Raw genomic sequence first — 18,821 nt, 5'->3', positions numbered from 1 at the left:
TCGCGGTGTCGTCCTGCCGGTCGGGCTCGGAATGCTGCCCCGGCGGCTACAGGCCGGAGGCCCGGCGGGCAAGCCCTTGACCTGTCTAGGCGCGGATCTCGAAACCCTCGCCCGAGGCCGGCTCGGCCTCGTCGCTTACGTCGATGCCGTCGACGCGCGCCGCGAACGGGCCGCGCCGGCAGGCGGCGAGGAGCGCGTCGACCGCTTCGGCCGGGCCGGTGAAGGACGCTTCGACGGTGCGGTCGGGACGGTTGCGGACCCAGCCGGCGACGCCGTGCCGATCTGCCTGCTTCTTGGTCCAGGCGCGGTAGGACACGCCCTGCACGCGGCCACGGATCACGACCCGGATGGACTTGCTGTCGGTGGTCAAGGTGACTGGATCTCACGAATTCCGATCGGCGGGAGCCCGCCGGTCTTGGTCACGATACTATAGCGGCCGGACGGGGAGGACGCCGCCGACCGCGTCGCGGCGGGCTCGGCCGCGGGCCGATCAGGCCGGAGCGCGCCGCTGCCAGCCGCGGATCTCCTGGAGATACAGGCCGGGCAATTGCGCCGCCGCCCCCGCGGCGAGCACGGCTTCGAGGTAGCCCGGCCGCGGCAGCCCGCCGGCCTGGCTGCGGCCGAGATAAATCAGGGCGCGCTTCGTCCCGCCATCGGTGACGACCGGCTGGTAGGCCTTCACGTAGAGCCCGCCCGCCACGCCCTCGTAGCGGTCCAGCGCCGGCACGTCGGAGAGCGCGAGTTCCCACAGCACGCCCCACACCGTCGCGCCCGGTGCCCGCACCACGGATGCCCAACCCTCCCGCATGATGATGAAGCGGTGCCGCGGCAAGCGCCCGCGCCCAATCAGCCGCGAGGCCGGGCAGCGTTGCGCCATGGCGGCGGCGTCCATGTTGGCGCCGTAGGCGAAGTAGAGCGGCATGTGTCTGGAGAGGAATGCGGATGGCGGGGCTACTCGCCGGGCGCGTGCTTTTCGCGCTCGACAGCGCGTTTCACCGCTCGCTCGTTCGCGAAGACGGCGGCATATGCCATCGCCACGACGACCGCGGGGATGACGAAGATCACAAAAATCTCGCCCGAACTCACGGCTTGAGGCTCCGAAGGGCGCGTCGTGCCGCCCAATGTACGGCAACGCCCGCACTGAGCCAAACCGTGGCGAACGCGACGGTTCCGAAGCTGAGGCTCGGCGCGCTCGCGACGCCGAAGCTCATCGCGGTGACCGGCGTGACGCCGCCGATCACCACGAAGGCGACGGCGACATTGTTGAGGCCGGTCGCCAGAAGCTTCGTCTGCTCGTTGTGGATCTGATTCACGGCGGCCGACGACGACCGCGCCGATCAGGCGAATTCCAGGATCACCGCATCGACGGCGAGGCTGTCGCCTTCCTTGGCGGCGATCTTCGAGACGGTGCCGTCGCGCTCGGCGCGCAGCACGTTCTCCATCTTCATCGCCTCGACGATGGCGAGCGGCTCGCCGTTCTTCACCTCCTGGCCCTCCGCGACCATGATCTGCTTGACCAGGCCCGGCATCGGGCAGAGGAGCTGCTTGCCCGAACCGGCGTTCTCCTTGACCGGCATCAGGTCGGCGAGCTCGGCCTCGCGGCGGGTGAAGACCCGCGCTTCGGCCGCCGCACCCGCATGCTGCAGGAAGACGCCGTTGAGGAGCGGGCGGACCTGGATCGCCACCGGCGCGCCGGCGACCGTGCCGCTCCAGACCGGATCGCCGGGGCGCCAGTCGCTTCGCACCGCGGTCGCCGTACCGTCGTCGAAGGTGACGAGAAGGTCGTCGTCCTGCGTCTCGACGGTGACGTTGAAGCGCTGACCGGAGAGTACCACCACGCGCTCCCGCTGGAAGGTGAGCAGGCTCGGGTCGCGCATCTGGCCGGAGATGCCGCGCTTGCGGATGTTGAGCTTGTGGTCGATCGCCGCCGCCACCGCCGCGAGCCGTCGGGCGACCTGCCCCTCCGGCGCGGGGGCGGAGAAGCCCTCCGGGAACTCCTCCTTGATGAAGCCCGTCGAGAGCCGGCCCTCGCGCCAGCGCGGATGGGCCATCAGGGTGGCGAGGAACGGGATGTTGTGGCGGATGCCGTCGATGGCGAAGGCATCGAGCGCCGTCGCCTGCGCCTCGATCGCCTCAAGCCGCGTCGGCGCCCAGGTGACGAGCTTGGCGATCATCGGATCGTAGTGGATCGCGATCTCGCCGCCCTCCTCGACGCCGGTATCGTTGCGCACGATCGCCCCGCCGAGCGGACCCTCCTCCGGCGGCTGGTAGACCGTGAGCCGGCCGATCGAGGGCAGAAAGTTGCGGGTCGGGTCCTCGGCGTAGACGCGGCTCTCCACCGCCCAGCCGTCGAGCTTCACCTCGTCCTGCGTCAGCGGCAGCGTCTCGCCGGCGGCGACCCGGATCATCAGCTCGACGAGGTCGAGCCCGGTGATCATCTCGGTGACGGGGTGCTCCACCTGCAGGCGGGTGTTCATTTCGAGGAAGTAGAACGACTTGTCCTGGCCGGCGACGAACTCGACCGTGCCGGCGGAGTCGTAGTTCACGGCCTTTGCCAGAGCGACCGCCTGCTCGCCCATCTTGCGGCGGGTCTCCTCGTCGAGGAGCGGCGACGGGGCCTCCTCGATGACCTTCTGGTTGCGGCGCTGGATCGAGCACTCGCGCTCGCCGAGATAGATCACGTTGCCGTGCTTGTCGCCGATCACCTGGATCTCGATGTGGCGCGGATCGGTGATGAACTTTTCCACGAAGACGCGGTCGTCGCCGAAGGAGGACGACGCCTCGGACTTGGCGCGGGCGAAGCCTTCGGCGACCTCGTCGGCCGACTCGGCGATGCGCATGCCCTTGCCGCCGCCGCCGGCGGACGCCTTGATCATGACGGGATAGCCGATCTCGTCGGCGATTTTCACGGCGTGCTCAGGACTCTCGATCACCCCGAGGAAGCCCGGCACCGTCGAGACCTTGGCCGCGGCCGCGGCCTTCTTCGATTCGATCTTGTCGCCCATGGCGGCGATGGCGCCCGGGTTCGGGCCGATGAAGACGATGCCGGCTTCCGCCAGCGCTTTCGGGAAGGCCTCGCGCTCGGAGAGGAAGCCGTAGCCCGGGTGGACCGCCTGCGCGCCGGTCCGCTTGCACGCGTCGATGATCCTGTCGATCAGGAGGTAGGACTGCGCGGCGGGCGCCGGGCCGATATGGACGGCCTCGTCGGCCATCGCCACGTGGACGGCATCGCGGTCGGCGTCCGAGTACACGGCCACCGTCTTGATGCCCATCTTCCGGGCGGTCTTGATGATACGGCAGGCGATCTCGCCCCGGTTGGCAATCAGGATCTTATCGAACATCGCAGCCGCTTCTTGAGGGGGACTGTCCTGGCCTGCCCCTCCCGAAGGCAAGCCCGAACCCCTCCCGATAAAGCAGTTGCGCGAGAGACGGAAGCTGTGCCGCACACCTCAAAAGGCCAGCTTCGGTGAAATTCGATTGAGGGGCTATCAATTCGAATTTCGGCGCGGCTCGGTTGCTGGCCGCGGTGTCGTTGCCGAAGGCGAACTTGCCCTCAAATCTGAATACATCATGCAGCGCAGGGCAGGCGACCGGCGCAGCTCTCGGCCGGCTCGTCCATCATGCTCTTGGCCAGGGTGCTCTTGGCCTTGAGGGCGAAGGCGATCAGCGCCTCGTCGCTGGTGTCGGCCTCGCGCACGATCTCCATGGCGATCCGGGTGCCGAGCGCGGTCGGACCCTTGCGGCCGGCGATCGAGGCGGAGAGCCACGCGGACATCTCGCGGGTGATAATGCCGGTGGGGCGCTCGCCGTAGACGGCGAAGTTCACGACCTCGGCGGCGACGAAGGCGGAAAAGCCCTCGTGCGTCTCGGCGACCGCACGGTCCAGGGCGAGCAGCAGGTCGGCCTCTTCCCGGCCCATGATGCCGTCGGGCAGGATCTCGCGGGCGAGCTCGCGGACGTCGTCCTGGGTCAGGCGGCCGGCATCGACGATGCGGGTGCAGAACAGTTCAAGCGCAGTGTTGGTCATGGTCTGATGCCTCCCCGGCCCCGTGTTGCCGGTGTTTGTCCGTGTCTGTGCTGACAATACGGACCGACAACACCCGAAGAGGTTAATGGCCAAATCTGAACCCGTGTTCAGGTAAACGTAGGCTCACGATTGAGCCTTTCGGAAATCTTGCTCTCGAAAAGTAAGACTCTCTTCATCGCACCACGACCTTCGTCCCGACCGGCACGCGGTCGTAGAGGTCCATCACGTCCTCGTTGAGCATGCGGATGCAGCCCGAGGACACCGCCTGCCCGATCGTCTCCGGCTCGTTGGTGCCGTGGATGCGGTAGAGCGTGTCCTTGCGGTTCTGCGCGAGGTAGAGCGCGCGGGCGCCGATCGGGCTGAAGGGACCGCCTTCCAGGCGCGGCGGCAGATCGGGATGGCGGCCGATCATCTCCGGGGCCGGGTTCCAGTCCGGCCATTCGAGCTTGCGGTCGATCTCCGCCCGCCCGGTCCATGCGAGCCCCGCCCGGCCGACGGAGACGGGGTAGCGCATCGCCTTGCCGCCGGGCTCGACGAGGTAGAGTCGCCGCTCGGTCGTGTCCACGATGATGGTGCCGACCGGCTCGCGGGTCGCGAAATCGACCGTGGTGCGGGCCAAGGCCGGATCGAGGGGCGCTTTCGGCGCGAGCTTCATCCAGGCCGCGTCCCGCTCCGGCCCCGGCGGCAGGGGCGGGACGGCGGGCAGTTCGGCGACCGCCTGGACGGGCGGCGCGACCTGCGCCGTCCGCGACTGGCAGCCGGCCAGGCCGGAGGTCAGGGGCACGAGGCCCGCGAGGAGGATGAGGGCGGACGAGGAGCGCATGGCGGGTGGTCGGTCGTGCGAGGAGGCCACCGCAGGTTGAGAGCGACTTTATGGCTAAGCTTGGGCCGGGAAGCGGCCCTGTGCGGAAGAGAGCGATCCGGGCCGCTGTCCCGCTTTGTCCTGTTGCGCGCGGGCGACAAGATCGACAAGTTCGAGGGAACGAGGCGGTGGGTCCCGGCGCGAACCGGGAGCATCGCATCGGCAACGACAAGGCCGTCCTGCCTCCGCAGGGCGGCGCGTGACGAGGTAGGATCGCCGGGCCCCGGCATCGACGCTTCGCGCACCCTGGGAGAAACGGCCCTGAGCACCCTCTACGTCACCCATCCGAGCGCGGTCGAACACGTGGTTCCGACCGGACATCCGGAGCGGCCCGCCCGCATGCAGGCGGTCGAGAGCGCCCTCGAGAACGAGCGCTTCGCCGCCCTCGTCCGCAGCCACGCGCCGAAGGCGGAGGCGTCGGTCGCCGAACTCGCCCACCCGGCATCCTACGTCGAGGCCATCGTCGCGGCCTCGCCCGACGAGGGGTTCTTCCAGATCGACGGCGACACGCTGATGTCTCCGGGCACGCTCAATACCTGCCTGCACGCGATCGGCGGCTCGAACCACGCCGTCGATTCGGTGATGAAGGGCGAGTGCGCCAACGCCTTCGTCGCCATGCGCCCGCCCGGCCACCACGCCGAACTCACCCGTGCCATGGGCTTCTGCCTGTTCAACCACGCGGCGATCGCCGTGCGCCACGCGCAGAAGGCGTTCGGCGCCACCCGCGTCGCGCTGGTGGATTGGGACGTCCACCACGGCAACGGCTCGCAGGACATCTTCTGGTCCGACAAGAGCGTGCTCTACGCCTCGACCCACCAGATGCCGCTGTTCCCTGGCACCGGCTCGACGGGCGAGCGGGGGGACCACGACACCATCGTCAACGCGCCGCTCTCGGCCTTCGACGGCAGCGAGATTTTCCGCGAGGCCTTCGAGGCGCGGATCCTGCCGCGGCTCGACGCCTTCGCCCCCGACCTGATCGTGATCTCGGCCGGGTTCGACGCGCACAAGCTCGACCCGCTGGCCAACATCCAGCTCGAAGAGGCCGATTTCGGCTGGGCGACGCGGCGCCTGATGGAGGTCGCCGACCGCCACGCCAAGGGACGCGTCGTCTCGATCTTGGAGGGCGGCTACAGCCTCGACGGGCTCGCCCGCTCGGTGGCCGCCCATGTGGACGCGCTGATGGGGCGGTGACCTTCGGCCCCGAAGACCAGCCTCCGGCCTTCGGGACGACGGTTTGGGGCGCCGCTCAGCCCTCCAGCGGCTCCTCGCTGACCAGCTCGATGCCGAAGCCCGAGAGGCCGACATAGGCGCGGGACGAGGACGACAGGTTGCGGATCGAGACCACGCCGAGGTCGCGCAGGATCTGCGCGCCCAGGCCCACCTCGCGCCACTGGCGCACGCGCTGCGCCTCGGCGCCCTCCTCCGCGTAGCGGTTGAGCGGCACACCCGCGGTGCCGTCGCGCAGGTAGACGAGGATACCCCTTCCCTCCTTGGCGAAGCGGCGCATGACGCTCTCGATCTGCTGACCGCCCTCGATGACGTCGGCCACGACGTTGGAGCGGTGCAGGCGCACCGGCACGTTGCGGCCGTCGCCGATGGCGCCGTGGACGAAGGCGAATTGCTGGATCGGCTCGAACGGCGTGACGTAGGCGTAGCCGGTCATCGCGCCGAACTCGGTCTTCACCGGGAAGGTGCCGACCCGCTCCACCAGCCGGTCGCGGGCCTGGCGGTAGGCGATGAGGTCGGCGACCGACACGCGCTTGAGGCCGTGCTGCTCGGCGAACGCGTCGATCTGCGGCCCCTTCATCACGGTGCCGTCGTCGTTGGCGAGTTCGCAGATCACGCCGACCGGCGGCAGGCTCGCGAGCTTGCACAGATCGACCGCCGCCTCGGTATGGCCGGAGCGCATCAGCACGCCGCCGTCGCGGGCGATGAGCGGGAAGACGTGGCCGGGCCGCACGAAATCGCCCGCGCCCATGTTCCCGTTGGCGAGCGCGCGGACCGTGTTGCAGCGCTGCTCCGCGGAGATGCCTGTGGTGAGCCCGTGGCGCACGTCGACCGTGACGGTGAAGGCGGTGCCGAGCGGCGCGTCGTTGGAGGCCACCATCGGGTCGAGATGGAGGCGGCGCGCCTCGTCGAGGGTGATCGGCGCGCAGACGATGCCGCAGGTGTTGCGGATGATGAACGCCATCTTCTCCGGCGTGCAGAGCGAGGCGGCGACGACGAGGTCGCCCTCGTTCTCGCGGTCGTCGTCGTCGGTGACGACCACGATCTCGCCGCGGGCGAAGGCCTCGATGGCCTCGGTGACGCTGCAATGGGGCACGGGCTTCGTCTCGTTCAGCGGTTCGAAAGGGCGGGTCAGGCGCGGTCGCCGACCTGGCCGCGATGGCGAAGATAGTGGTCCGCCAGCACGCAGGCCATCATCGCCTCGGCCACCGGCACGGCGCGGATGCCGACGCAAGGGTCGTGACGGCCCTTGGTGACGAGGTCGATCTCCGCACCGTCCCGGTTCACGCTCCGGCGCGGCGTCAGGATCGAGGAGGTCGGCTTCACGGCAAAGCGCACCACCACCGGCTCGCCCGACGAGATGCCGCCGAGGATGCCGCCGGCATGGTTGTCGAGGAAGCGCGGCCGGCCGTCATTGCCGGCGCGCATCTCGTCGGCGTTGTCCTCGCCGCGTAGGCGCGCCGCCGCGAAGCCGTCGCCGATCTCGACGCCCTTGACCGCGTTGATCGACATCATCGCCGCGGCGAGATCCGCGTCGAGCTTGCCGTAGATCGGCGCGCCGAGGCCGGGGGGCACGCCTTCGGCCACGACTTCGATCACCGCGCCGACCGAGGAGCCGTCCTTGCGGATCCCGTCGAGATAGGTCTCGTAGAGCGCGGCCGCCGTCGCATCCGGGCAGAAGAACGGGTTGCTGCCGACCTGCTCCCAGTCCCAGTTCGCGCGGTCGATCGCGTGCGGCCCCATCTGCACCAGGGCGGCGCGGATGGTGATGCCGGGGATCACCTTGCGGGCGATGGCGCCGGCCGCGACCCGCGCGGCGGTCTCCCGCGCGGAGGAGCGGCCTCCGCCGCGGTAATCGCGAAAACCGTACTTGGCGTCGTAGGTGTAGTCGGCGTGGCCGGGGCGGTAGCTGTCGCGGATCTCGGAATAATCTTTCGAGCGCTGATCGGTGTTCTCGATCATCAGCGCGATCGGCGTGCCGGTGGTGAGCTGACGCCCGCCGGTGCGGTCGTCACCGAATACGCCCGACAGGATCCTCACCTGGTCAGGCTCGCGCCGCTGCGTGGTGAAGCGCGACTGGCCGGGCTTGCGCCGGTCGAGTTCCGCCTGGATCTCCTGGGCGTCCAGGGGAAGGCCGGGCGGGCATCCGTCGACCACGCAGCCGAGCGCCACCCCGTGGCTCTCGCCGAAGGTGGTGACGCGGAAAAGGTGGCCGAAGGTGTTGTGCGACATGGCGCGCGTGCCTTAGCGCGGGATGCGGGGCGGCACAAATTCCACCCACTCATCGGTCTGTCGGGTGCAGGCGGGCATCGGCTCGACCGCGAAGCCTGTTGCAGAAATGTAGCCTATGGGCTACGATCTATCATGCCAGAGATCGTCCGAACCCGCGTCTTCGCGGACTGGCTCAGAGGACTTCGCGATGATCGTGCGAAGGCAAGGATCGCTGTGCGGCTCGACCGCCTCGCACTCGGCCATGAGGGTAACTCGAAGCCGGTCGGCGAAGGCGTCAGCGAGCTGAGGATCGACTACGGGCCGGGCTATCGGATCTACTTCACGTATCGTGATCGAACCCTCGTCATCCTTCTCTGTGGAGGGGACAAATCCAGTCAGAAGCGCGACATCGCCCGTGCGAAATCCCTCGCGGTGACGCTGGAAGGAAAGCCATGACCGAGTTGAGCCCCTACGATTCGGCTGAATTCCTCGACAGTGACGAGGCCGTCGCCGAATATCTCGCTGCGGCCATTGAGGAAGGCGATGCCGCACTGTTTCGTCGGGCGCTCGGCGTGGCGGCGCGCGCCCGCGGCATGACCCAGATTGCCCGCGAAACGGGCTTGTCGCGGGAAAGCCTCTACCGGGCGCTGTCGGATGACGGCAATCCGAGCCTCGACACCGCTTTACGCGTCCTCAACGCCCTGAACGTCCGCCTCAGCGCGTCCGTCGCCGCTTCTCGATGACGCGTCAGCGTTGCGCCGGAAGATCGAGCCCGCCCCGTGCCTTCAGCGCTCGGTAGGCGGCGATGCCGGTGGCGAGGTCGGCGTGCAGCCGCCGCTCGTCGGCGAGGGCGTCGAGATCGTAGGTCAGGCCGAGGATGTGGGCCGCCTCGTAGCCCTCGGGCAGTTCGCCTGCGCTGCCGAGCGTGATCGCCGGGATCGGCAGAGCGCCCGAGAAATCCGAAAGCCGCTCCCGCAAGCGCGCACCGCTCTCGCGCAGATGCGCACCCGCGCGCGGCCCGTGCGCGCGGATCGCCGCCACGGTCCCCTGCGCCAGCGAGAGGTGCACCGCCTCCCGGTGCGCCGGGAACAGGTAGACGAGATAGTAGCCCGTCGTGGCGCTCGTCGTCACCGCGGGGTCGAACACCGCGAGCCACGGCACCGCCGCCCAGCGGCTGCCGCGGCCGGGGCTGCCCTTGACGAGGAACGGCCCGTCGAGCGGGGCGAGCGCCCGGCGCAGCTCGTCCGGCGCGCCTTTTCGGATCACATGCGCGAGGGGATGCCCGGCCGGCGGATCGGTGCGCGCGAGCGGGTATCCCTCGACGATGCGGCGCAGGGCGTGGCCAAGACTCACGAGGGGCTCACGGGCCGGAAATCACTCCGCCGGTCACCGGCGCGCTCACCCCTGTCGTCGTTGGATAGGTGAGCGGCAGCCCTTCGAGCGCGCGGAGCGCGAGGTAGGCGAAGGCCTGCGCCTCCAGGAAGTCCGAGGACCAGCCGATCGCGTCGGCGTTCATGACCTCGGCGTCGAGGAGCCGTTCCAGCATGGCCATCAATGTGCGGTTCTTCGCGCCCCCGCCCCCGACGATCCAGCGGATCGGGCGCTCGCGGGCGAAAGCGAGGCTGCGGGCGACCGCGTGGGCGGAAAAGGCGGTGAGGGTCGCCGCGCCGTCCTCGACCGTGAGGTAGCCGGCGAGCCGGTGGGAGAACCAGTTCCGGTCGAGGGATTTCGGCGGCGTGCGCAGGATCAGCGGGTGGCCGAGCAGGTTTTCGAGAAGCGCCCCATCCACCGTGCCGCGGGCGGCGGTGGCGCCGTCCGCATCGTGGTCGGCGCCGACGCGCTCCTTCATCCAGTCGTTGATCGGCCCGTTGCCCGGCCCGGTATCGAAGGCGAGCATGGCGCCCTTCGAATCGATCAGGGTGACGTTGGCGAGCCCGCCGATGTTGAGGATGCCGAGCGGCCCGGCAAAGCTGGCGGCCTCGGCCAGCGCCCTGTGGAACACCGGCACCAGCGGCGCGCCCTGTCCGCCTTGCGCTACGTCGTTGGCGCGCATGTCGGAGACCACCCGGATCCGCAGGCGCCGGGCGAGAGCCGCGCCGTCGCCGACCTGAACCGTGATGCCGAGCCGCGGCCGGTGGATCACCGTCTGGCCGTGGAAGCCGACCACGTCGATGTCCTCGGGCCGAAGCGCGTTCTCGGCCAGGAACGCCTCGACGGCCTCGGCATGGGCGCGGGTGACGAACGCCTCCGCCTCCCCCAGCCGTCCGGGCCGGTCGTCGCGGTCGCGGATGGCCTCGGCGTCGCGGGTCGCCTCGCGCAGCAGCGCCTTCTCGTCCTCGCCGTAGCCGCGGTAGCCCGTCGGCCCGAGCGGCGCGATGAAGCCGTTGGCGGATTTCACGACGCGGATGCGCTCGCCGTCGCTCTCGATCAGCGCCACGTCGATCCCGTCCAGCGACGTGCCGCTCATCAGGCCGATCGCGCGCTTCATCGCCATGGCCGTCCTGTCTCCCGAAATCCCGGCTCGTGCCTTTCGCGGCCTGCCCTGCTAAGAGCGCCCGCGAGCGCGTCCCCTCGCGGGATAGCATTCCGGCCGCGCCCCTGTCGCGCCGCCAAACCATCCGAGACCGATCATCATGACCGCCGAGAGCTTCGCGCCGAAATCCGACTTCATCCGGGTGCTGCAGGAGCGCGGCTACATCCATCAGGCGTCCGATCTGGCCGGCATCGACGCGCTCGCGGCGGAGGGCGGTCTCACGACCTATACCGGCTACGATTGCACGGCGGCGTCGCTCCATGTCGGCCACCTGCTCTCGATCATGATGCTGCACTGGCTGCAACGGACCGGCGGCAAGCCGGTCGTGCTGATGGGCGGCGGCACCACCCGCGTCGGCGATCCGTCCGGCCGCGACGAGGCGCGCAAGATCCTGACGCTGGAGCAGATCGAGGCGAACAAGGACGGCATCAAGCAGACCTTCTCGCGCTTCCTCAGCTTCGGCGAGGGCGCGGGCGACGCGGTGATGGTCGACAACGCCGAGTGGCTGACGAAGCTCAACTACATCGAGATGCTGCGCGACATCGGCCGCCACTTCTCGGTCAACCGCATGATGTCGATGGACAGCGTGCGGATGCGGCTGGAGCGCGACCAGGAACTGTCGTTCCTGGAATTCAACTACATGATCCTCCAGTCCTACGACTTCGTGGAGCTGAACCGCCGCTTCGGCACCCGCCTGCAGATGGGCGGCTCGGACCAGTGGGGCAACATCGTCAACGGCATCGATCTCGGCCGCCGCATGGGCACGCCGCAGCTCTACGCGCTCACCTGCCCGCTGCTCACCACGGCCTCGGGCGCGAAGATGGGCAAGACGGCGGCCGGCGCGGTCTGGCTCGATGCCGGGATGCTCTCGCCCTACGACTACTGGCAGTTCTGGCGGAACACCGAGGACGCCGATGTCGGCCGCTTCCTCAAGCTGTTCACGCTGCTGCCGCTCCCCGAGATCGAGCGTCTCGCCGCGCTCCGGGGCGCCGAGATCAACGAGGCGAAGACGATCCTCGCCACCGAGGCGACCGGCCTGATGCACGGCAAGGAGGCCGCCGAGGCGGCCGCCGAGACCGCGCGCAAGACCTTCGTCGAGGGCACGCTGGCGCAGTCGCTGCCGAGCGTCTCCGTGCCGCGGGCGGTGCTGGAGGCGGGCCTCGGGGTGCTCACCGCCTTCGGACCGGATTATGCGGGGCTCGTGCCGTCCACGAGCGAGGCGCGCCGCCAGATCAAGGGTGGGGGCCTGCGGGTCAACGACGTGCAGGTGAGCGACGAGCGGGCCCTGCTCGGCCTCGGCGACCTGACGGCGGACGGCGTGGTCAAGCTCTCGTTCGGGCGCAAGAAGCACGTGCTGCTGCGGCCGGAATAGGGATCCCTCAGGACCTCCCGCCGTCGCGAGTCGCGGCAAAGCGAGGTGGCGCCATCGCGATCGGCGGATGGGGTGGAGCGAACCGAGCTTCGATCGGCGAAGGCGCCGAAGCTCGGGACTCAACGCGTTCGACAGTGCCAGGGCCGCTTTCGATTCTCTCCAGCCAACCCCGAACATTCCGAGGCTTGGCCGGTCTGGCTTTCCATCAATCCAGGCGGATCGTCGAGGCTAGCGACCAGACCGACTTGGTATGCATCATCAAGACTTCATGGCCTCATGGTGTCGACTTAACCTTATGTCGATTTCACGATCGACATAGCGCCATTCGGGCGTTTGACGTAACCGATCGACCATGTCCTCAAACTCGTTCGCATGCTGAGGCGCGAATTCGAACCACGTCAGAAAATCGAACGGCTCAGCGAGTTCTCGGCTGTGATGGAGCCGCCTGGCAACCGCCGGGAGATAGTCCAGACCTATCTTGATGTGATGGGACTGTTCCTCGAAAATGGCACGGCGTTCGTTCTGGGCCAAATCCCACCAGGCCGCCGTTTTGCGAATGGGTATGAGCGCGGCACAGGTGGCGTCCGGGCGGGCGAGTCCCACTTGCTTCGAAGCCAATGCCTCGACCTCCGGCCTCTCCGTGTAACGGGTGTTGCTCGTCACCCCCTTCAAAATCCATGCATGGTCGGTGAGAGGTTCGTCGCTACGGCCTTCGGAAATGATGAGCCGCGATGCTTCTGGCAGTCCTGAGCCGATGACCGTCCGCATGGAGTCGATCTGCCATGGGCCGGATGCTCCCGCGATGAAGTCAACCCGAATGGGAGTAGGCATGTGATGTTCTGTGGTCGATGGGCCGCCCTGCACCTGGGAGAGGCAAATCTCAGGCCTTCCGGGGACCGGGATTGATGAGCGGCGCGATCGACACCGTGACGTGAATGGCTCGGGCCCGTGCCCCGATTGCGTGCGCGATGCCGGAGGTTGGGGGGATGGCGGCCCCGCGTGAGATCGAGCTGACGGGGTTGCGCCCCTACTGCTCCGGCAAGCCCTGCGGCGCGCCGTTGGCAAAGGCGTCGCCGCCGCCGGCGCCGAAGAGCTTGCGCAGGAAGCCGGGGGCGACCGCCGAGAGCGGGTTCACGCTCACCGTCGGCTTGGCGATCGGCCCCGACACGGCGAAGTTGACCGCGAACAGGCCCTCGTTGCTGCCGCCTGCGAGCAGCGGTCCGAACAGCGGCACCTGTGCGACGACGTTGTTGAGCCCGTAGAGCGGCACGAAGGTGCCGTCGATCTGCGTGCGCTCTTTCGCCGTGTCGAGCCAGCCGGCGGCGGTGAAGCCCATGGCCGGATTGGAGATCGCCGCGTCGGAAAAACTCACCCGCGGGCCGTTGCGGGTGAAGTTCGCCCGCATCTTGTCGAAGCCGACATCGTTGGCGTTGGGCGCGGTCCGCCGCCCGTCCGAGGGCGGCGGCGCCTGGGCGACGATGCTCGACAGGGCCGGCTCGTTGCGCAGGGCAAAGTCCTTGATCTGGACGACGCCGGCCTGCGGGCCGTCGTTGAGATAGATGTTGAGCGCGAGCCGCCCGCCATACATCCGCTTGTAGATGTCGAGGAAGCGCAGCGTCGCGCCGGAATCGGCGGAATCGAGGGTGAGCAGCGGTGCGCCGCGCTCGTTCCGAACCACGGCGTTGAGCGGGGCGGCGCCGAAGCGGCCCTTGAACTGCGCGGCGCGTAGGTCGCCGCCCTTGAAGCTCGCCTTGAGGGTCGCGTTGGTCAGCGACTCGCCGTTGAAGCCCGCCAGGATGCTGGCGGCGACGTCGGCCTCGATCTCCTTGCCGGGATCCTTGCTGCTCTTGCCGTCGTCGCCCGTCATGCTCTTCAGGAAGGGCCGCGCGTCCACCACGGCTCCCTTCACCGCCACCTTGTAGGTCGAGCCGGCCCGGTCGAGGCTGACGCGCATGTCGTCGCCCGGTGAGAGCTTGAGCGCGGTCAGCTCCGCCCGCTCCAGATTGCCCTCGGCCGAGATCGTCGCGCTGCCGCGGGCGAGCGCCGGGGCGGCGTCGAGGGTGATGTCGCGCAATTCCATCGCGCCGCCCGGCCCCTCCACGAGGGTGAAGCCGAGGCGCCCGGCCTTGCCCGCCGGCTTGCTCCAGCCGGGCATCAGGCCGTTGATCGAGGCGCGGGTCAGGTCCGCCTCGACCCGGGCCGGCGGCTTGCCGGCGGAGGCCGGACGTCCGACCGGCACCACGACGCGAGCCGGGATGACGCCGCCGAGCTGCGGCGCGGTGGGCAGGCCGCGCTTGGCCCGGAAGGCATCGTCGAGGGTCAGGCTCACCACCGCCTCGCCGGGGCTGCCGGGCTTGGGCTGCCTCAGGTCGATGGCGACGGCGGCCCCGAGCAGCTTCCCATCGCCCTTGAGGGCGAAGCCGCTGCGGTCGAACGAGATCGCGAAGCGGCCCGCCTCGAAGCGATCCTTGCCGACCGCCCTGTCCATGCTGAACTCGGTCAGCGTCCCGGTGAGCGTCACCGGCATCTCGGCGAGATCGGGCACGTGCTTGAGGTTGAGCGGCACGTCGAGCCGCAGGTCCGCCTTGCCCTTGATCGTGGCCGGATCGATGTCGGCCCCGGTGAGCCCCTTGAACATCGGGGTTTCGAGGAGAGCGGCGAGCGAGTCGGCAGAGCCGGACAGCCGCAACCCGAGCTGGGCGATGATCTTGTCCGGCTGCGGATCGCGGATCAGGAAGGAGCCGTCCGAGATCGTCAGCATCCGCGCGTCGGAGAGGCGGATCTCGGCGGTGGCGTTCTGGATGGTCGTGGTCCGGCCGGTGACCGTGCCGGCGACCCGGCCGCGGCTGAGCGGCGGCGCGTCCTGCGAGATCGTGAGGCCCGCATCCGAGACCGCGAAGGCGACGGTGAGCGCCTGATCCGGCATCGGGTCGCCGCGGGTCGCGGCGGCGAGCTCCGGGCCGCTCAGGTCGATCTGGATATCGGCCTGATCGAGCCGTCCGCCGCGCAGCTCGTCCACGAGGTAGTTGCGCACGCCGGGCGCGATGTTCTCCGGCCACAGCCGCAGCGCCTTGCGGCCGTCGGTGTCGCCAGCGACGATGTGCAGGGTGAGGCCGTCGTCGTCGGCCCGCGTTCCGACCGTCCCGCTCAGGCGGCCGTGCAGGCCGTCGCCCGCGATCGCGATCGACTCGATGTTCACGCCCCCGGCCCGGCCGGTGATCCGTCCGCTGATCTCGCCGACGCGGAAGGACGGGTCGCTGCGGGCGGCGCCGCGCAGCAGGGCGTCCTTGCCGGCGAAGTCGAGGGTCCAGGCGTCCTCGGCGCCGGGCGGCCCGATGGCGAAGGCGCCGGTCAGGTGCGCGTCGTTGCCGCCGCCCTTGTAGTCGATCGCCGAGATGGCGAGGGCGCGCCGGGCCTCGTCCCAGGCCGCCTCGGCGCGCAACTCGTCGATGACGACCGGGTTGAAGTCCTTCTCGTCGATGAGGAGCGTGCCGCCGCCGGTCTTCACCTCGGCCTTCATCGTCTCGATGCGGCCGCCCGACAGCGCCACGTCGGCCTTGGCCGAGACCTTGAGGTCGGTGTCCACCGGCATCTTCGAGCGGCCGGACAGCAGCAGCAGGTCGCTGACGGGCAGGTCGTCCAGGGTGATCACGCCCGCGCGCCGGCCCGCGCCGACCTCGTGGACGCGCCCGCCGAAGCGCCACTCGCCGTTCGGCCCGTCGATGCGCAGCTCGAACACCCGCGAATCGTCGCTGGTGCCGCGGCGGAACAGGCCGTTCACCCGCTCGAAGGTGGCTTGGTGCCGGGCGTCGTCGACGAGGTTCAGGCGCCCGTTGGTGATCCGTGCCCGGTCGAGGGCGCCGATGACGCCGGCCGGATCGAGCACAACGCCGAAGATCGAGGCGACCGCCGCCGAGACCGGCGAGACGGTGCCGCGGGCGGCGTCCACGCTCGGCAGGGTATGGGGCTTGGCCGTTTCGCCCGCCGCGCCCCCGTGCGTCGGCGCGGAGGCGGCGAAGGCGATGGAGCCGTCGTCGTGGACGAGGGCGGTCATCTCGATGTCGCGGAACTCGATGGAGCGCGGCTGGACCGACAGGCGCAGCAGGCTCCAGGTATCGAGGCTCACCACCGCGAGCGGCGCGCGCACCACCAGCGCGCCTTCCGGGTTGTAGATGTCGAGCCCGCCGACCCGCAGAGCCAGGGAGGCTTCGCTGTCGAGTTCGAGCGCGCTGTCGCGCAACGCCACGCGCCAGCCGGGGCCGAAGCGGCCCGCCACCGCCTCGGCGACCTGATGCGTGAGGCCGTCGATGCGGAGCGGCCCCTGCGACAGCCGCAGCACCACGAGACCGCCGCCGAGCCCGAGCAGGAACACGAGCAGCAGCGCGCACCAGAGGACCGGCCGACGCCGCCGGCGACGCGCTTCACGCGGCGCAGGGGTCTCGACCGCCTGCTGGAGCAGGGTCCTGGCCGTTTCCTGATCCATCATTCGTTCGCTGCTGCACCCGTAGGTTCGGGCGAAGGTCCGTTTGCCGCGGCGTCTGTCCTCAGGATTCAAGCCATTCCGGCATGGCGTCCCGGGAAGTCTGCGTGCATCAGATCAGGCACACCATCAATCGGCCGAAAGGAAGGCGAGATGCCGCTGGAGCCCGGCAATGCCGCACCCCTGTTCTCGTTACCGGGGGCGGGTGGGGAAACCATCTCTCTGGAGAGCCTGCGCGGTCACAAGATCGTGCTCTATTTCTACCCCAAGGACGACACGAGCGGCTGCACCCTGGAGGCGCAGAACTTCAATGCTCACAGCGACGCCTTCGCCGCGGCGGGAGCGACCGTGATCGGAGTGTCGCCCGATTCCGTCAAAAGCCACGACAAGTTCCGGACGAAGTACGGCCTGACCTTTCCGCTCGCCTCCGACGAATCCAAGTCGATGCTGGAAGCTTACGGCGTGTGGGTCGAGAAGAGCATGTACGGCCGGAAGTACATGGGCGTGGAGCGTACGACCCTGCTCATCGACCGCGAGGGGCGGATCGCGCGGATCTGGCACAAGGTCAAAGTGCCCGGCCATGTCGAGGAGGTGTTGGCGGCGGCCCAGGCTCTCGCGTGACAACGAAGCGTCGTCGTCGGGGTCGGAGACTCTGACGACCCCGCTCGCTGCTTGGCCTTGCGACGTCTTTTCCAAAAGCCGACGGCTCCTTTCCGATACGAGGCGCTAAGCTTCCTTAACCTTAATCGTCTGTCATCGGTCGCGTCACCGACCGACCGACGTGCCATGACATCGACTGCCCCGGCCCGCCGCAGCGCGGGCCTCTTCTCCCTCCCCCAAAGCCGTCTCGTCGCGGCTCTCAGCCTCGGGCTCGCCGTCTCGACAATCTGGGCAGCGGGGGCGAGCTACTACCTCGTCTTTCACGACGAGGTGCTGGCGCGCTTCGTCTCCCGGCAGAGCGCTATGCAGTTCGCCTACGAGGAGCGGCTCGGAACGCTCCAGCGCGCGCTCGACCGCTCCGCCGCCGAGGGCGCCGCGGCGCGCGGCGGGGTCGAGAGCCGGCTCACGGCACTCATCGAGCGGCAGGCCCTGATCGAGAAGCGCCAGGGACTGCTCGCCGGCTTCGGCGGGGCGGCGGCGAGCCTCGATGTTCCTGCGCCCGCTCCGGTTCCGCTCGCGGAGCCGGCGCCCCGTATCCAGAAGCCGTTCCCGACGCCGGGGCTCCGTATGGGCGGGGAAGATCGCGTCGAGGCCGTCGGGCCCGACTCGGCCGCGCGCCTGTCGCGCCTCGAGGACGGGCTTCATCGCGTCGCCGAGGCGCAGTCGCGCGCCGTCGCCGGCATCGCCCAGCAGGCTGCCCGCAGCGCCGAGCGATTCCGCGATCTGATCGCCCGCACCGGCCTCTCGCCGGCCCGGTTCGAGGCGCCGCCGGCCGGTGTCGGCGGTCCGCTCGTTCCCCTCGGCTCCGATGCGTTCGAGCGCGGTCTAGCCGATGCCCGGCGCCAGATCGACGAGGAGACGCATCTGCGCCGGGTGGCGGCCGCCCTCCCCTTCCGCCAGCCCCTGCCGGGGGAGCTTTCCTTCACAAGCAGCTTCGGTGCGCGGCTCGATCCGTTCACCCGCGGCTACGCGCTCCATACCGGCGTCGACATGCGCGCCGAGACCGGCGCTCCCGTCCAGGCCACCGCCGCCGGGCGCGTGACGGCGGCCGAATATGCCGGCGGCTACGGCAACATGGTCGAGGTCGATCACGGCCGCGGCCTCGTCACCCGCTACGCGCACCTCTCGGGCACCGCCGTCTCGGTCGGACAGCGGGTCGAGGCGGGCGCCGTGGTGGGCTTCGCGGGCTCGACCGGCCGCTCCACCGGCAGCCACCTCCATTACGAAACCCGCATCGACGGCGAGCCGGTCGATCCGCAGCGCTTCCTGCGCGCCGGGGCGCAGCTCGTCTTCGCGGATTGATGTCGTAAGACGGCTTTTGGTCGATCGCTTCGGTCAGACCATGGTCTGTCCCCTCCCCCTTGCGGGGAGGGGTTCGGGGTGGGGGTGGTGCAGACGGCACCGCACCGCCTCATTCTGAGCCACCCCCACCTCCTGCTTCCTCCCCGC

At 69.6% G+C, this 18,821-nt stretch carries 19 protein-coding genes; 6 read left to right on the top strand and 13 right to left on the bottom strand.

Going from position 1 to position 18,821, the window contains the following annotated elements:
- Positions 1-85: 85 nt before the first annotated feature.
- From ABS772_RS09850 to ABS772_RS09820, 7 genes are all read right to left on the bottom strand, one after another.
- On the bottom strand, positions 86-370 hold the full coding sequence (locus ABS772_RS09850; RefSeq protein ID WP_350394109.1) for an acylphosphatase: 285 nt from the start codon (positions 368-370) through the stop codon (positions 86-88).
- A gap of 120 nt (positions 371-490) precedes the next feature.
- Positions 491-922: a gamma-glutamylcyclotransferase family protein gene (locus ABS772_RS09845; protein ID WP_238256403.1), complete on the bottom strand. Its 432-nt coding sequence runs from the start codon at positions 920-922 to the stop codon at positions 491-493.
- A 29-nt stretch (positions 923-951) separates the two neighbouring features.
- On the bottom strand, positions 952-1,086 hold the full coding sequence (locus ABS772_RS09840; RefSeq protein WP_350394106.1) for a hypothetical protein: 135 nt from the start codon (positions 1,084-1,086) through the stop codon (positions 952-954).
- On the bottom strand, positions 1,083-1,313 hold the full coding sequence (locus tag ABS772_RS09835; RefSeq protein ID WP_350394105.1) for a hypothetical protein: 231 nt from the start codon (positions 1,311-1,313) through the stop codon (positions 1,083-1,085). Before ABS772_RS09835 ends, ABS772_RS09840 begins: the two co-directional genes overlap by 4 nt.
- Positions 1,314-1,337: 24 nt before the next feature.
- Entirely contained in the window at positions 1,338-3,341 is a 2,004-nt protein-coding gene (locus ABS772_RS09830) for an acetyl/propionyl/methylcrotonyl-CoA carboxylase subunit alpha (RefSeq protein ID WP_350394103.1), read from the bottom strand.
- Between the two features lie 227 nt (positions 3,342-3,568).
- Positions 3,569-4,027, bottom strand: coding sequence for a hypothetical protein (locus ABS772_RS09825; RefSeq protein ID WP_350394102.1), 459 nt, complete (start codon positions 4,025-4,027; stop codon positions 3,569-3,571).
- Between the two features lie 172 nt (positions 4,028-4,199).
- Positions 4,200-4,850 carry a L,D-transpeptidase gene (locus ABS772_RS09820; protein WP_350394100.1) on the bottom strand — a complete coding sequence of 217 codons (651 nt, stop codon included), beginning with the start codon at positions 4,848-4,850 and terminating at the stop codon, positions 4,200-4,202.
- A gap of 300 nt (positions 4,851-5,150) precedes the next feature.
- Here ABS772_RS09820 and ABS772_RS09815 point away from each other — a divergent pair, with 300 nt between their 5' ends.
- Positions 5,151-6,080 carry a histone deacetylase family protein gene (locus tag ABS772_RS09815; protein ID WP_350394147.1) on the top strand — a complete coding sequence of 310 codons (930 nt, stop codon included), beginning with the start codon at positions 5,151-5,153 and terminating at the stop codon, positions 6,078-6,080.
- 55 nt (positions 6,081-6,135) lie between these two features.
- On the opposite strand, the gene ribB is transcribed toward ABS772_RS09815, so the two are convergent.
- The gene (gene ribB, locus ABS772_RS09810) at positions 6,136-7,212 is read right to left on the bottom strand and encodes a 3,4-dihydroxy-2-butanone-4-phosphate synthase (RefSeq protein ID WP_350394098.1); all 1,077 of its coding nucleotides are present in this window, start codon (positions 7,210-7,212) and stop codon (positions 6,136-6,138) included.
- A gap of 35 nt (positions 7,213-7,247) precedes the next feature.
- Positions 7,248-8,348, bottom strand: coding sequence for a chorismate synthase (gene aroC / locus ABS772_RS09805; protein WP_350394097.1), 1,101 nt, complete (start codon positions 8,346-8,348; stop codon positions 7,248-7,250).
- 132 nt (positions 8,349-8,480) lie between these two features.
- Between aroC and ABS772_RS09800 the strand changes: the two genes are divergently transcribed.
- Positions 8,481-8,783, top strand: coding sequence for a type II toxin-antitoxin system RelE/ParE family toxin (locus ABS772_RS09800; protein WP_350394096.1), 303 nt, complete (start codon positions 8,481-8,483; stop codon positions 8,781-8,783).
- Positions 8,780-9,070 carry an addiction module antidote protein gene (locus ABS772_RS09795; protein ID WP_238256411.1) on the top strand — a complete coding sequence of 97 codons (291 nt, stop codon included), beginning with the start codon at positions 8,780-8,782 and terminating at the stop codon, positions 9,068-9,070. The genes ABS772_RS09800 and ABS772_RS09795 overlap by 4 nt, the downstream gene beginning before the upstream one ends.
- A gap of 4 nt (positions 9,071-9,074) precedes the next feature.
- Here ABS772_RS09795 and ABS772_RS09790 read toward each other — a convergent pair whose 3' ends face one another.
- Both ABS772_RS09790 and ABS772_RS09785 read right to left on the bottom strand, forming a co-directional pair.
- On the bottom strand, positions 9,075-9,680 hold the full coding sequence (locus tag ABS772_RS09790) for a DUF3578 domain-containing protein (RefSeq protein ID WP_350394095.1): 606 nt from the start codon (positions 9,678-9,680) through the stop codon (positions 9,075-9,077).
- Between the two features lie 7 nt (positions 9,681-9,687).
- Positions 9,688-10,821: an anhydro-N-acetylmuramic acid kinase gene (locus ABS772_RS09785; RefSeq protein ID WP_350394094.1), complete on the bottom strand. Its 1,134-nt coding sequence runs from the start codon at positions 10,819-10,821 to the stop codon at positions 9,688-9,690.
- Between the two features lie 139 nt (positions 10,822-10,960).
- Here ABS772_RS09785 and tyrS point away from each other — a divergent pair, with 139 nt between their 5' ends.
- Entirely contained in the window at positions 10,961-12,232 is a 1,272-nt protein-coding gene (gene tyrS, locus ABS772_RS09780) for a tyrosine--tRNA ligase (RefSeq protein WP_350394093.1), read from the top strand.
- 258 nt (positions 12,233-12,490) lie between these two features.
- Here the strand turns inward: tyrS and ABS772_RS09775 are convergent, their stop codons facing one another.
- Both ABS772_RS09775 and ABS772_RS09770 read right to left on the bottom strand, forming a co-directional pair.
- Positions 12,491-13,000, bottom strand: coding sequence for a chlorite dismutase family protein (locus ABS772_RS09775; protein WP_350394091.1), 510 nt, complete (start codon positions 12,998-13,000; stop codon positions 12,491-12,493).
- A 259-nt stretch (positions 13,001-13,259) separates the two neighbouring features.
- The gene (locus tag ABS772_RS09770) at positions 13,260-16,715 is read right to left on the bottom strand and encodes an AsmA-like C-terminal region-containing protein (protein WP_350394089.1); all 3,456 of its coding nucleotides are present in this window, start codon (positions 16,713-16,715) and stop codon (positions 13,260-13,262) included.
- 150 nt (positions 16,716-16,865) lie between these two features.
- On the opposite strand from ABS772_RS09770, the gene ABS772_RS09765 reads away from it, so the two are divergent.
- Positions 16,866-17,333 carry a peroxiredoxin gene (locus tag ABS772_RS09765; RefSeq protein ID WP_238256417.1) on the top strand — a complete coding sequence of 156 codons (468 nt, stop codon included), beginning with the start codon at positions 16,866-16,868 and terminating at the stop codon, positions 17,331-17,333.
- Positions 17,334-17,498: 165 nt separating this feature from the next.
- Positions 17,499-18,674 carry a M23 family metallopeptidase gene (locus ABS772_RS09760; RefSeq protein ID WP_350394086.1) on the top strand — a complete coding sequence of 392 codons (1,176 nt, stop codon included), beginning with the start codon at positions 17,499-17,501 and terminating at the stop codon, positions 18,672-18,674.
- Positions 18,675-18,821: the final 147 nt, after the last annotated feature.

The sequence above is a fragment of the Methylorubrum podarium genome, assembly GCF_040270385.1.
Lineage (GTDB): Bacteria > Pseudomonadota > Alphaproteobacteria > Rhizobiales > Beijerinckiaceae > Methylobacterium > Methylobacterium podarium.
This window is presented reverse-complemented; position numbering and strand designations above follow the sequence as displayed.

What these genes read in the sequence shown, in the direction of transcription:
- aroC (WP_350394097.1), bottom strand. Translation starts at nt 8,348, where the DNA reads ATGTCGCACAACACCTTCGGCCACCTTTTCCGCGTCACCACCTTCGGC.
- ABS772_RS09785 (WP_350394094.1), bottom strand. Translation starts at nt 10,821, where the DNA reads ATGGCGATGAAGCGCGCGATCGGCCTGATGAGCGGCACGTCGCTGGAC.
- ABS772_RS09795 (WP_238256411.1), top strand. Translation starts at nt 8,780, where the DNA reads ATGACCGAGTTGAGCCCCTACGATTCGGCTGAATTCCTCGACAGTGAC.
- ABS772_RS09775 (WP_350394091.1), bottom strand. Translation starts at nt 13,000, where the DNA reads ATGCGGACGGTCATCGGCTCAGGACTGCCAGAAGCATCGCGGCTCATC.
- ABS772_RS09845 (WP_238256403.1), bottom strand. Translation starts at nt 922, where the DNA reads ATGCCGCTCTACTTCGCCTACGGCGCCAACATGGACGCCGCCGCCATG.
- ABS772_RS09830 (WP_350394103.1), bottom strand. Translation starts at nt 3,341, where the DNA reads ATGTTCGATAAGATCCTGATTGCCAACCGGGGCGAGATCGCCTGCCGT.
- ABS772_RS09820 (WP_350394100.1), bottom strand. Translation starts at nt 4,850, where the DNA reads ATGCGCTCCTCGTCCGCCCTCATCCTCCTCGCGGGCCTCGTGCCCCTG.
- ABS772_RS09765 (WP_238256417.1), top strand. Translation starts at nt 16,866, where the DNA reads ATGCCGCTGGAGCCCGGCAATGCCGCACCCCTGTTCTCGTTACCGGGG.
- ABS772_RS09770 (WP_350394089.1), bottom strand. Translation starts at nt 16,715, where the DNA reads ATGGATCAGGAAACGGCCAGGACCCTGCTCCAGCAGGCGGTCGAGACC.
- ABS772_RS09800 (WP_350394096.1), top strand. Translation starts at nt 8,481, where the DNA reads ATGCCAGAGATCGTCCGAACCCGCGTCTTCGCGGACTGGCTCAGAGGA.
- ABS772_RS09760 (WP_350394086.1), top strand. Translation starts at nt 17,499, where the DNA reads ATGACATCGACTGCCCCGGCCCGCCGCAGCGCGGGCCTCTTCTCCCTC.
- ABS772_RS09825 (WP_350394102.1), bottom strand. Translation starts at nt 4,027, where the DNA reads ATGACCAACACTGCGCTTGAACTGTTCTGCACCCGCATCGTCGATGCC.
- tyrS (WP_350394093.1), top strand. Translation starts at nt 10,961, where the DNA reads ATGACCGCCGAGAGCTTCGCGCCGAAATCCGACTTCATCCGGGTGCTG.